The following is a 12,193-nucleotide window of genomic DNA, read 5'->3' as shown; positions in this document are numbered from 1 at the left end:
GGGTGCGCCATGCTGGAATCTGCACAGAGGAACCCCCACCACCGGGGCCGAGACCAGGGAGTCCGCCATCGCCCGCCAGCACGCCAAGAACCCGGCACCCATCGACGCGAGCGAACCGTGGATGCGCGGACTGCACGCGGACACGGGGTATCTGCTGTACCGCCTGGGCCTGCGCTCGGGTCAGTTGTTCAACACGTTCCTCCAGGAGTCGGGGCTGCGGCTGCGCCACTACGCGTTGCTGCGGTTCCTGGCCACGTCCCCGGGCGCCCTCCAGCGCGAGCTGAGCGCGTCGCTCGGCTACGACCCGAGCGCCATCGTCGGCCTCGTCGACGACCTGGAGAAGCTGGGCTTCGCCGAGCGGCGCCCCTCCCCCGACGACCGCCGCAGCCGGATCATCGTCCTGACCGAGGGCGGCCGGGCGTTCCTGCGGGACACCGACGAGGCCGGGCAGCGCGTGACCAACGAACTGCTCCGGCCCCTCGACCCGGCCGAACGGGAGCAGCTGCACGGCTTGCTCCAGCGGGTCACCGAGGCCGGGCTGGGGTGACGAGGGAGGGGTAGTGGGGTGACGAGGTGCCTATGACCGCCGACGCCGTACCGTCCGCGCCGTCCGCGCCCGCCAAAGGGACGCGTTCCGCACCCGACCGGCTGCTGTCCGTGCTCGGGGCCTTCGACCTCGAACATCCGGCGCTGTGTCTGACGGACATCAGCCGCCGGGCCGGGCTCAGCCTGAGCACCGCGCACCGACTGGTGAACGCCCTCACCGAGTGGGGCGCCCTGGAGCGCGACGACTCCGGCCTTTACCACGTCGGGCTGCGGCTGTGGGAGCTCGCGGCACTGGCGCCGCGCGGGCCGGCGCTGCGGCAGATCGCGCTGCCGTATCTGGAGGACCTGTACGAAGCGACGCACGAGAACGTGCAGTTGGCGGTGCGGGACGGGGCCGAGGTCGTCTACATCGAGTGGCTGTCGGGACGCTCCGCGGTCGGCGTGCACATCCGCGTCGGGGCGCGCTGGCCGCTGCACGCCACGGGGGTCGGGCTCGCCCTGCTCGCGCACAGCGACCCCGAGTTCCAGGAGGAGTACTGCGCCGGACCACTCGCCTCCTTCACGCCGTACACGGTCACCGAACCGGCCCGACTGCGCCGCGTGCTGGCCGAGGTGCGCCGCACGGGGGCGGCGGTGAGCAGCCGCCAGGTCACCGCCGACGCACTGTCGGTGGCCGCCCCGGTGCGCGGCCCGGGCGGCGCGGTCGTCGCCGCCGTATCCGTCGTCGTACCCCAGGCCGACGCGCAGGTCCCGGCGCTGGTACCCGCGGTACGGATCGCGGCGCGCGGGATCTCGCGGGGGCTGGGGTGGCAGCCGGAGAAGGGGGCTTAGGGGGTGTTTCGAAAGTCCTGTGCGGCGCCCGCGGTGTCCGGTGCGTGCTCTCGGCGCGCCGGACGAAAGCCCTCGTACTGGACGTACTTGGGGTTTCGGCCGGTGTGGCGAGAGTGCGTGCCGGGCGCCGTGGGTGCTGTGCGGGACTTTCGAAACACCCCCTAGGCGCCGGACAAGGTCCTGGAAGGGGAGCAGCGCGCTCCAGCACATTTCCGCATTCACAGGGTGAACTCCCCTGTGCCGGAAGGGTTTTCTCTGCTTCACCTCTTGACGACCGGAGGAGCGGGGAGCACATTGGCGACACTTTGAGAGCGCTCTCACGCCCAAGGCACCCCGCACCCCCACCCCGTACACCGAGAGGCAGCACCCCCCATGAGTGAACCCTCCGGCATACACCGCAGACACCGCTCCCTCCGGCGGACGTTCGTCGCCCTGCTCGGCACCCTGGGCCTCGCGGCGGCCACCGCCACCGTCGCCGTCCCCTCCGCCAACGCTTCCGCGCCCACACCGCCGTCGGGCTGGACGCAGGTCTTCCTGGACGACTTCAACGGCGCCGCCGGCACCGGTGTGAACACCTCCGACTGGCAGTACGCGACCGGCAAGGGCTATCCCGGTGGTCCCGCCAACTGGGGCACCGGCGAGATCGAGACGATGACCAACAGCACCGACAACGTCTCGCTCGACGGCAACGGCAACCTCCGCATCACCCCGCGGCGGGACGCGTCCGGCAACTGGACCTCCGGCCGCATCGAGACCAACCGCACCGACTTCCAGCCCCCGGCGGGCGGCAAGCTCCGCGTGGAGGCCCGGATCCAGGTGCCGAACGTGGCCGGGGCCGCCGCCAAGGGGTACTGGCCCGCGTTCTGGATGCTGGGCGCGCCCTACCGGGGCAACTACTGGAACTGGCCCGCCGTCGGCGAGCTGGACATCATGGAGAACACACAGGGCATGAACACGGTGTTCGCCACCATGCACTGCGGCACCTCACCGGGCGGCCCCTGCAACGAGACCAGCGGTATCGGCGGCAACACCACCTGTTCCGGCGCCACCTGCCAGGCGGGCTTCCACACCTACCGGATGGAGTGGGACCGCTCGACGAGCCCCGAGGAGATCCGCTTCTACCTCGACGGCACCAACTTCCACACCGTGCGGGCCAACCAGGTCGACGCGACGACCTGGGCGAACGCCACGAACCACGGCTTCTTCATCATCCTCAACGTGGCCATGGGCGGCGGCTTCCCGGACGCGTTCGGCGGCGGCCCGGACAGCGGGACTCAGCCCGGCCACGCCATGGTCGTCGACTACGTCCAGGTGCTGTCGGCCACGGGGGGCGGCACCACACCCCCGCCGACCGGCAACCGTGACGCCTACAGCGCGATCCAGGCCGAGTCGTACGACAGCCAGGGCGGCGTGAGCGCCGAGACCACCTCCGACTCGGGCGGCGGACAGAACATCGGTGCCGTGGCGAACGGCGACTGGGCGCTGTACAAGGGCGTCAACTTCGGTTCAACGGCGGCCACCCAGTTCGTCGCCCGGGTGGCGAGCGGCGCGGCGGGCGGGGTCAGCGGCCTGGTCGAGGTGCGCCTGGACAGCCGTGGCAACGCGCCGGTGGGCAGTTTCGCGGTGGGCAACACCGGTGGGTGGCAGTCGTGGCGGACCATCCCTGCGAACATCGGCGGGGTGACCGGCACGCACGACGTCTATCTCACCTTCACCAGCGGCCAGTCGTCGGACTTCGTGAACGTGAACTGGTTCAACTTCGGCCGCTGACAGGTGCGTTGCACAGCGGCCCCCGCCTTGTCGATGCCCCGCGCGAGCCCACCGGCCCGCGGGGCATCGTCATGTCACCCGCCGCGCTCAGCGTCGCCGCCGTAGCATCCGGACGACTTGCGGGAGCGCTGCTCCGGCAACCAGGGCGGCGAGTGGAACCGCGACGTCGGTCCAGTTGCGGCGGATGGGCCGGTATGTCGCGACGCCGTTGCTGATCTCGATGTAGCCGACCGGTCTGGCATCCGCGCCTCCGCCACCACCGCCGCCCTCACGACCCCCGGCATCACCGCCCCACCCGGCTCCGCCGCCCAGCCCGAAGGCGACCCTGGCGACCGGAATGACGGTGACGCCGTCAGCGGTGACGGGTTCGCCGTAGACGGCGGTGACCGAGGCACTGCCTCCGAGTCTGTCGGCCAGGTGTTCCAGAAGGGCGTCCGCGGCATGCGTCGCGGAGGTCTCCGTGTCCGGCAGTGACACGGCGGCGGGGTTCTCCTCGTGGTCGGTCATTCAGCACTCCTAGACAAGCGAGCCGGCCCTGTCAAGAAGGCCCGCCCCGGGACGCTCAACGAACCTCCGCCCGAAACACCGCAGGCGTGACATCGGTGTGCTGATGAAAGAACTTCGAGAAGTTCGCGGCATCCGGAAACCCGACGGCCACCCCCACCCGTCCGATCGGCATATCCGTATGGGCGAGCAGCCGCTTCGCCTCCAGAATCACCCGCTTGTCGATGAACCCCTTGGGCGTGAGCCCGGTCGCGGCACGCACCGCACGGACAAGGGTCCGCCGCGAGTACCCGAGCTGATCGGCGTACGCACTGACGCTGTGGTTGGTGGCAAACCCCTTCTCCACCGCATCCCGGAACAACGTGAACGTCGTATCCCCCTGCTGCCGCGCGGCCTCCGCCGAACTCGCCGCGAGATGGGCCAACCGCAGCAGAAACGCCGTGAGCGAGTGCCGCAGCACCGCCGTGTGCAGACTCAGCGGCAGGGTGGTCGTGTCCTCGTACTCGCGTTGGAGCTGGGCCAGCGCCGAACGCAAGGCGGTCAGCTGGGCCTCGTCGGGGTGGAGCAGGGGCGGAAGATCGTAGCGGTAGAGCCCGGTCGCCTCCACCGTGGCGCGGGGCAGGAAGCCCGGCTGCATGGTCAGGACGGTGCCCCGGTAGCCGCCGGTTCCGGAAAAACGGTGAACCTGACCCGGCCGGATCCACAGCACGTCACCCGCGTTCGCCTCGAACTCGGCGAAGTCGATCATGTGGCGTACCGGGCCCTCCTCGAAGAGCATCACGATGTGGAAGTCGATGCGGTGCACGCGCTCCAGTGGCGCTTCGGCGGCGTGCCAAGTGCGCCCCGTGCCCATCTGACCGACCTGCATGCCGACGCCGAGGACGCTCAGATCGACCGGGAACGGGAACGTCCGTATCCCGTCGCCGCCGTCAGCCCTCACGTCCGCCATATCCGCCATGTCCGTCTCGTGCCGTCTCACTCGTGCGCGCCCCTCGCTCAGCCGTGCGCAGCACTCCTCGCGGTGTCCCACTTTCACCACAGCGTGACACACGACGACCTTCCCTCTTAAAAGTCAGACTTTTACTTTTGAACGCGTTGGACCAGTCACTTCGCCGCGATCGAGGACTTTTGAAGATGCGCACGCAGACACCGGACAGCTTCGAATGGACCGACTTGGACCGGCGTGCCGTCGACACCGCGCGCCTCTTGGCGGCGGATGCCGTGCAGAAGGTGGGGAACGGCCACCCGGGCACCGCGATGAGCCTGGCACCGGCCGCGTACACGATCTTTCAGAAGGTGATGCGGCACGATCCCGCCGACCCCGAGTGGACCGGCCGTGACCGCTTCGTCCTCTCCCCCGGCCACACCTCGCTGACCCTCTACACCCAGCTCTTCCTCGCCGGGTACGAGCTGGAGCTCGACGACCTCAAGTCCTTCCGGACCCAGGGTTCGAAGACGCCGGGTCACCCCGAGTACGGGCACACCGCTGGCGTGGAGACCACCACCGGCCCGCTGGGCCAGGGTGTCGCCAACGCCGTCGGGATGGCGATGGCCGCCCGTTACGAGCGCGGTCTCTTCGACCCTGAGGCCCCGGAGGGCGAGTCCCCGTTCGACCACACCATCTGGGCGATCGTCTCCGACGGCGACCTGGAGGAGGGCGTCTCCGCCGAGGCGTCCTCGCTCGCCGGCCACCAGAAGCTCGGCAACCTGGTCTTCCTCTACGACGACAACCACATCTCCATCGAGGGCGACACGGCGACCGCGTTCTCCGAGGACGTGCTGAAGCGGTACGAGGCGTACGGCTGGCATGTGCAGCGGATCGAGCCCGCGCTGGGCGGCGACATCGACGTCCACGCGCTGTACGCGGCGCTCAGGGCGGCGCAGGCCGAGACCGAGCGCCCCTCGATCATCGCCATGCGCACGATCATCGCCTGGCCCGCCCCCAACGCGCAGAACACCGAGGCCTCCCACGGCTCCGCCCTCGGCGCCGACGAGATCGCCGCCACCAAGCGCCTCCTCGGCTTCGACCCGGAGCGGACCTTCGAGGTCGCGGGCGAAGTCCTCGCCCACGCCCGCCGCGCCCTGGACCGTGGCGCCGAGGCGCACGCGGCCTGGGACAAGCAGCTCGGCACCTGGCGTGCCGCCAACCCCGAGCGCGCCCGGCTGTTCGACCGGATCGTCGCCGGGCAGCTCCCCGAGGGCTGGCAGGACGCGCTGCCGGTCTTCGAGGAGGGCAAGTCGGTCGCCACCCGTGCCGCCTCCGGCAAGGTGCTCCAGTCCCTCGGCACGGTCCTCCCGGAGCTGTGGGGCGGCTCGGCCGACCTGGCCGGCTCCAACAACACCACCATCGACAAGACGAGTTCGTTCCTGCCGAAGGGCAACCCGCTGCCGGAGGCCGACCCGTACGGCCGCACCATCCACTTCGGCATCCGCGAGTTCTCGATGGCCGCGGAGATGAACGGCATCGCCCTGCACGGCAACACCCGTGTCTACGGCGGCACTTTCCTCGTCTTCTCCGACTACATGCGCAACGCCGTACGCATGTCCGCGCTGATGCAGCTGCCGGTGACATACGTGTGGACGCACGACTCCATCGGACTCGGCGAGGACGGCCCGACCCACCAGCCGGTCGAGCACCTGGCCTCGCTGCGCGCGATCCCGGGCCTGAACATCGTCCGCCCCGCCGACGCCAACGAGACCGCGGTCGCCTGGGCCGAGATCCTCAGGCGGCACGCCACCGCCCCGGCCCCGCACGGGCTCGCGCTCACCCGCCAGGGCGTGCCGACCCTCCCGGTCAACACCGATGCGGCGAAGGGCGGTTACGTCCTCGAGGAGTCCTCGACCGGGACGCCCGACGTGGTCGTCATCGCCACCGGCTCCGAGGTCCAGCTGGCCGTCGCCGCGCGGGAGCGGTTGGAGGCCGACGGGATCGGTACCCGGGTGGTGTCGATGCCGTCCGTGGAGTGGTTCGAGGAGCAGCCGCGCGAGTACCGCGACAGTGTCCTGCCGCCGGCCGTGAAGGCTCGGGTCGCCGTCGAGGCCGGGATCGGGCTCACCTGGTACCGCTTCGTAGGCGATGCGGGGCGCATCGTCTCCCTGGAGCACTTCGGTGCCTCCGCCGACGCCAGGACCCTGTTCGCCGAGTACGGCTTCACCCCCGAGAACGTCGCCGCCGCCGCGCGGGCTGCACTGAATTCGACTACGGGCCTTGCCGCCGCCCGCGATTGATCCGAACGCCAGAAGGAAGTTGATCTCTGTGACCACCGAAGCGACCGCGGCCACCGCGACCGCCGGCACCCTCAAGCGCCTCTCCGACGAAGGCGTCTCGATCTGGCTGGACGATCTGTCCCGCAAGCGGATCGAGTCCGGCAACCTCGCCGAACTCGTCGCGAACAGGAACGTCGTGGGCGTCACCACCAACCCGTCCATCTTCCAGGCCGCCATCGGCTCCGGTGAGGGCTACGAGGAGCAGCTCGCCGACCTCGCGGTGCGGGGCGTCACGGTCGACGAGGCCGTACGGATGATGACCACCGCCGACGTCCGCGCCGCCGCCGACATCCTGCGGCCCGTGTACGGCGCCACCGACGGCCGCGACGGCCGGGTCTCCATCGAGGTCGACCCGCGGCTCGCCCACCACACGGCGGCCACCATCGCCGAGGCCCGGCAGCTGGCCTGGCTGGTCGACCGGCCCAACGTGATGATCAAGATCCCGGCGACCAGGGCCGGCCTGCCCGCCATCACGGAGGTCATCGCCCAGGGCGTCAGCGTCAACGTCACGCTGATCTTCTCCCTGGAGCGCTACCGCGAGGTCATGGACGCCTACCTGGCCGGTCTGGAGAAGGCCGCCGCCAAGGGCCTGGACCTCTCCGCCATCCACTCCGTGGCCTCCTTCTTCGTCTCCCGCGTCGACAGCGAGATCGACAAGCGGCTGACCGCGATCGGCACGGACGAGGCCCTCGCGCTCAAGGGCAAGGCCGCGCTCGCCAACGCCCGCCTCGCCTACGAGGCCTACGAGGAGGTCTTCCGGGGCGACCGCTGGACCGCCCTCACCGGCGCCAAGGCCAACAAGCAGCGCCCGCTGTGGGCCTCGACCGGCGTGAAGGACCCGGCGTACAAGTCCACCCTGTACGTGGATGAGCTGGTCGCGCCGGGCACTGTCAACACGATGCCCGAAGCCACGCTCGACGCCACCGCCGCCCACGGCGAGATCACCGGCGACACCGTCACCGGCGGCTACGCGCAGGCCCGCGCCGACCTCGCCGCCGTAGAAGCGCTCGGAATCTCGTACGACGAGGTCGTCACCCGGCTGGAGGACGAGGGCGTCGCCAAGTTCGAGGTGGCGTGGCAGGACCTGTTGGACGCCGTCAAGAAGTCGCTGGGCAGCAAGGGAGCTGACGCAGAATGACCTCCGACACCCCCGACTGGGACAACCCCCTGCGCGATGCGCGCGACCGCCGTCTGCCCCGGATCGCGGGCCCGTCCGGCCTCGTCATCTTCGGGGTAACCGGCGACCTGTCCCGCAAGAAGCTCATGCCGGCCGTGTACGACCTGGCCAACCGCGGGATGCTGCCGCCGGGCTTCTCCCTCGTCGGGTTCGCCCGCCGGGACTGGGAGGACCAGGACTTCGCGCAGGTCGTGCACGACTCGGTGCGCGAGCACGCCCGTACGGAGTTCCGCGAGGAGGTCTGGCAGCAGCTCGCCGACGGCATGCGGTTCATCCCGGGTGACTTCGACGACGACGAGGCGTTCAAGCAGCTGCGCCAGACGGTGGACGAGCTGGACGCGGCCCGCGGTACGAGCGGCAACTACGCCTTCTATCTCTCCGTACCGCCGAAGTTCTTCCCGAAGGTCGTGCAGCAGCTGAAGAAGCACGGCCTGGCGGACGCGCCGGAGGGGTCGTGGCGGCGGGCGGTCATCGAGAAGCCGTTCGGCTCCGACCTCGCGAGCGCCCGGGAGCTGAACGCGATCGTGCACGACGTGTTCGACCCGGAGCAGGTCTTCCGGATCGACCACTACCTGGGCAAGGAGACCGTCCAGAACATCCTGGCGCTGCGGTTCGCGAACCAGATGTTCGAGCCGATCTGGAACCGGTCGTATGTCGACCACGTGCAGATCACGATGGCCGAGGACATCGGCATCGGCGGCCGGGCGGGCTACTACGACGGCATCGGCTCGGCCCGTGACGTCATCCAGAACCACCTGCTCCAGCTGATGGCGCTGACCGCCATGGAGGAGCCGGCCGCGTTCGACGCCGCCTCGCTGCTCACCGAGAAGCTGAAGGTGCTCAAGGCCGTGAAGCTGCCGGAGGACCTGGGGCGGCACACCGTGCGCGGGCAGTACGCGGCGAGCTGGCAGGGCGGCGCGCAGGTCCTCGGGTACCTCCAGGAGGACGGTATCGACGCGCGGTCGAAGACCGACACGTACGCCGCGATCAAGTTGAACGTGGACAACCGGCGCTGGGCGGGCGTGCCGTTCTATCTGCGCACCGGCAAGCGGCTCGGTCGGCGGGTCACCGAGATCGCGGTCGTCTTCCAGCGGGCGCCGCACTCCCCCTTCGACTCGACCGCCACCGAGGAGCTCGGTCAGAACGCGATCGTCATCCGTGTCCAGCCGGACGAGGGCATGACGGTGCGGTTCGGCTCCAAGGTGCCGGGCACCTCGATGGAGATCCGGGACGTGACGATGGACTTCGCGTACGGCGAGTCGTTCACGGAGTCCAGCCCGGAGGCGTACGAGCGGCTCATCCTGGATGTCCTCCTCGGTGACGCCAACTTGTTCCCCCGTCACCAGGAAGTGGAAGAGTCCTGGAAGATCCTCGACCCGATCGAGGAGTACTGGGACACGCACGGCAAGCCGGCGCAGTACGCGGCCGGGAGCTGGGGACCCGAGGAAGCCGACGAGATGCTCGCACGAGACGGACGGAGCTGGCGCAGGCCATGAAGATCGACCTGAGCGACACCACGGCAAGCAAGATCAACAAGGCGCTGGTGCAGGGCCGCCGCGCGATCGGCACGCCGGCCGTGGGCATGGTCCTGACGATGGTGATCGTCACGGACGAGGAGAACGCGTACGACGCGATCAGGGCCGCCGAGGAAGCCTCGCACGAGCACCCCTCGCGCACCCTGGTCGTCATCAAGCGGCACGCCCGCACCCCGCGCGACCGCACCCGCTCCCACCTCGACGCCGAGGTCCGGGTGGGCGCCGACGCCGGCACCGGCGAGACGGTCGTGCTGCGGATGTACGGCGAGGTGTCCGAGCACGCCGACTCGGTGGTGCTGCCGCTGCTGCTGCCGGACGCGCCGGTCGTCGTGTGGTGGCCGGTGGAGGCGCCGGAGAACCCGGCCAAGGACCCCCTGGGGGCGCTGGCCCAGCGCCGGATCACCGACCTGTACACGACCGAGAACCCGCTGGTGGACCTGGAGGCCCGGGCCCGTTCCTACGCGCCCGGCGACACCGACCTCGCCTGGACCCGGCTCACCCCGTGGCGTTCCATGCTGGCCGCTGCCCTGGACCAGGCCCGGGTGCCGGTCATCTCGGCCGTCGTGGAGGCCGAGGCCGACAACCCGGCCGCCGAGCTGCTGGCCCGCTGGCTGGAGGCCCGTCTGCACGTCACCGCCGAGCGGGTGGTCACCGCCGGACCGGTCGTCACCGGTGTGCGCCTGGGCACCGAGAACGGCGAGATCGTCATCGACCGTCCCGAGGGCCCCCTGGCCACCCTGCACCTTCCGGACCAGCCGTCGCGCACCCTGGCGCTGAAGGTCCGCACCACCTCCGAACTCATCGCCGAGGAGCTCAGGCGCCTCGACGCGGACGAGATGTACGCCATCGCCCTGCGGGGCGAGGCCACCAAGGAGAACCCCTCTCATGTCTGAGACTGCCAGGCTCACCCGGCGCCCCGAGTGGGCGGCCCTGGAGGACCATCGCGCGGACGCGCTCCAGCGTCCGCGGCTGCGTGAGCTGTTCGCGGCCGACCCCTCCCGCGCCGAGCGGTACGTCGTACGCGTCGGTGATCTGCGCATCGACTACTCCAAGCATCTGATCACCGACGAGACGCTCGCCCTGCTGCGGGAACTGGCCACCGCGACCGATGTGTCCGGGCTGCGGGACGCGATGTTCCGTGGCGAGCGGATCAACGTCACCGAGGACCGTGCGGTGCTGCACACGGCGCTGCGGGCACCGCGCGACGCCGTGATCGAGGTGGACGGCGAGAACGTCGTGCCCGGGGTGCACGCGGTGCTCGACAAGATGAGCGCGTTCGCGGACCGTGTCCGCTCCGGCGACTGGACCGGCCACACGGGCCGCCGTATCCGCAACGTCGTCAACATCGGCATCGGCGGCTCCGACCTCGGGCCCGCGATGGCTTACGAGGCTCTTCGCCCGTTCACGGCACGGGAGTTGACCTTCCGATTCGTGTCCAACGTCGACGGCGCCGACCTGCACGAGGCGGTCCGGGACCTGGACCCGGCGGAGACGCTGTTCATCGTGGCGTCCAAGACGTTCACCACGATCGAGACGATCACCAACGCCACGTCGGCCCGCTCCTGGCTGCTGGCCGGGCTCGGCGGCGAGGACAAGGCGGTCGCCAAGCACTTCGTCGCCCTGTCGACGAACGCCGAGAAGGTGACGGACTTCGGCATCGACCCGGACAACATGTTCGAGTTCTGGGACTGGGTCGGCGGACGGTATTCGTACGACTCGGCCATCGGGCTCTCGCTCATGATCGCCATCGGCCCGGACCGCTTCCGGGAGATGCTGGACGGCTTCCACACCGTCGACGAGCACTTCCGCACCGCGCCCGCCGAGACCAACGCCCCTTTGATCCTGGGCCTGTTGGGCATCTGGTACGGCAATTTCCTCGGCGCCGAGTCGCATGCGGTGCTGCCGTACTCGCACTACCTGTCGAAGTTCACGGCGTATCTCCAGCAGCTGGACATGGAGTCCAACGGCAAGTCGGTCGACCGCGACGGCCAGGTCGTGGGCTGGGAGACCGGTCCGGTGGTGTGGGGCACACCCGGCACCAACGGGCAGCACGCCTACTACCAGCTGATCCATCAGGGCACCCGGCTGATCCCGGCCGATCTGATCGGCTTCGCCCGGCCGGTCGCCGAGCTGAGCGACGAACTCAAGGCGCAGCACGACCTGTTGATGGCGAACCTCTTCGCGCAGGGCCAGGCGCTCGCCTTCGGCAAGACCGCGGCCGAGGTGCGCGCGGAGGGCGTGCCCGAGGAGCAGGTCCCGCACCGCACGTTCCTCGGCAACCACCCCACCACCACGATCCTCGCCCCCGAGCTGACCCCGTCGGTCCTCGGCCAGCTGGTCGCCCTCTACGAGCACAAGGTGTTCGTGCAGGGCGCCGTCTGGAACATCGACTCCTTCGACCAGTGGGGCGTCGAGCTGGGCAAGGTCCTCGCCAAGCGGGTCGAGCCCGCCCTGACGGAAGGGGCCGCCGTCCCCGGTCTCGACCCCTCCACCGCCGCCCTCGTGGCCGCGTACCGCTCGCTCAAGAACGCATCGGACGCGCAGGCGTCCGGGAGGAAGTGAA

10 protein-coding genes are annotated in these 12,193 nt (G+C 70.1%); 8 read left to right on the top strand and 2 right to left on the bottom strand.

Translation table 11 applies throughout. The features are described 5' to 3' along the window. The first annotated feature begins 121 nt into the window (after window positions 1–121). The 3 genes from KUM44_RS12395 to KUM44_RS12385 all read left to right on the top strand — a co-directional run bounded on the left by KUM44_RS12395 (window position 122) and on the right by KUM44_RS12385 (window position 3,147). Window positions 122–547 (top strand): MarR family winged helix-turn-helix transcriptional regulator, encoded by a 426-nt coding sequence (locus KUM44_RS12395; protein ID WP_217207879.1) that lies wholly within the window; start codon window positions 122–124, stop codon window positions 545–547. A 32-nt stretch (window positions 548–579) separates the two neighbouring features. Then, window positions 580–1,377, top strand: coding sequence for an IclR family transcriptional regulator (locus KUM44_RS12390; RefSeq protein WP_217207878.1), 798 nt, complete (start codon window positions 580–582; stop codon window positions 1,375–1,377). A 372-nt stretch (window positions 1,378–1,749) separates the two neighbouring features. Continuing rightward, on the top strand, window positions 1,750–3,147 hold the full coding sequence (locus KUM44_RS12385; protein ID WP_217207877.1) for a glycoside hydrolase family 16 protein: 1,398 nt from the start codon (window positions 1,750–1,752) through the stop codon (window positions 3,145–3,147). 87 nt (window positions 3,148–3,234) lie between these two features. Here KUM44_RS12385 and KUM44_RS12380 read toward each other — a convergent pair whose 3' ends face one another. Both KUM44_RS12380 and KUM44_RS12375 read right to left on the bottom strand, forming a co-directional pair. After that, entirely contained in the window at window positions 3,235–3,654 is a 420-nt protein-coding gene (locus KUM44_RS12380) for a spore germination protein GerW family protein (protein WP_217207876.1), read from the bottom strand. Between the two features lie 55 nt (window positions 3,655–3,709). Next, a complete protein-coding gene (locus KUM44_RS12375; RefSeq protein ID WP_217207875.1) occupies window positions 3,710–4,600 on the bottom strand; it encodes an AraC family transcriptional regulator in 891 nt (296 codons plus the stop codon). A 185-nt stretch (window positions 4,601–4,785) separates the two neighbouring features. Here KUM44_RS12375 and tkt point away from each other — a divergent pair, with 185 nt between their 5' ends. The 5 genes from tkt to pgi are packed head-to-tail and all read left to right on the top strand — an operon-like array spanning window position 4,786 to window position 12,192. Continuing rightward, entirely contained in the window at window positions 4,786–6,879 is a 2,094-nt protein-coding gene (gene tkt, locus KUM44_RS12370; RefSeq protein WP_217207874.1) for a transketolase, read from the top strand. Window positions 6,880–6,907: 28 nt separating this feature from the next. Beyond that, window positions 6,908–8,056, top strand: a complete 1,149-nt coding sequence (gene tal, locus KUM44_RS12365; protein ID WP_217207873.1) for a transaldolase — start codon at window positions 6,908–6,910, stop codon at window positions 8,054–8,056. Then, window positions 8,053–9,591, top strand: coding sequence for a glucose-6-phosphate dehydrogenase (gene zwf, locus KUM44_RS12360; RefSeq protein WP_217207872.1), 1,539 nt, complete (start codon window positions 8,053–8,055; stop codon window positions 9,589–9,591). The genes tal and zwf overlap by 4 nt, the downstream gene beginning before the upstream one ends. Then, window positions 9,588–10,523 carry a glucose-6-phosphate dehydrogenase assembly protein OpcA gene (gene opcA, locus KUM44_RS12355; RefSeq protein ID WP_217207871.1) on the top strand — a complete coding sequence of 312 codons (936 nt, stop codon included), beginning with the start codon at window positions 9,588–9,590 and terminating at the stop codon, window positions 10,521–10,523. Before zwf ends, opcA begins: the two co-directional genes overlap by 4 nt. Further along, complete coding sequence (gene pgi / locus KUM44_RS12350; RefSeq protein WP_217207870.1) at window positions 10,516–12,192, top strand: glucose-6-phosphate isomerase; 1,677 nt, start codon at window positions 10,516–10,518, stop codon at window positions 12,190–12,192. The genes opcA and pgi overlap by 8 nt, the downstream gene beginning before the upstream one ends. Window position 12,193 lies beyond the last annotated feature (1 nt).

The organism is Streptomyces sp. AC550_RSS872, assembly GCF_019049285.1.
Taxonomy (GTDB): Bacteria; Actinomycetota; Actinomycetes; order Streptomycetales; family Streptomycetaceae; genus Streptomyces.
This window is presented reverse-complemented; position numbering and strand designations above follow the sequence as displayed.

Bases quoted from the DNA above. Each gene is read 5' to 3' on its own strand.
- KUM44_RS12395 (WP_217207879.1), top strand. From the start codon at position 122: ATGCGCGGACTGCACGCGGACACGGGGTATCTGCTGTACCGCCTGGGC.
- KUM44_RS12390 (WP_217207878.1), top strand. From the start codon at position 580: ATGACCGCCGACGCCGTACCGTCCGCGCCGTCCGCGCCCGCCAAAGGG.
- KUM44_RS12385 (WP_217207877.1), top strand. From the start codon at position 1,750: ATGAGTGAACCCTCCGGCATACACCGCAGACACCGCTCCCTCCGGCGG.
- KUM44_RS12380 (WP_217207876.1), bottom strand. From the start codon at position 3,654: ATGACCGACCACGAGGAGAACCCCGCCGCCGTGTCACTGCCGGACACG.
- KUM44_RS12375 (WP_217207875.1), bottom strand. From the start codon at position 4,600: ATGGCGGACGTGAGGGCTGACGGCGGCGACGGGATACGGACGTTCCCG.
- tkt (WP_217207874.1), top strand. From the start codon at position 4,786: ATGCGCACGCAGACACCGGACAGCTTCGAATGGACCGACTTGGACCGG.
- zwf (WP_217207872.1), top strand. From the start codon at position 8,053: ATGACCTCCGACACCCCCGACTGGGACAACCCCCTGCGCGATGCGCGC.
- opcA (WP_217207871.1), top strand. From the start codon at position 9,588: ATGAAGATCGACCTGAGCGACACCACGGCAAGCAAGATCAACAAGGCG.
- pgi (WP_217207870.1), top strand. From the start codon at position 10,516: ATGTCTGAGACTGCCAGGCTCACCCGGCGCCCCGAGTGGGCGGCCCTG.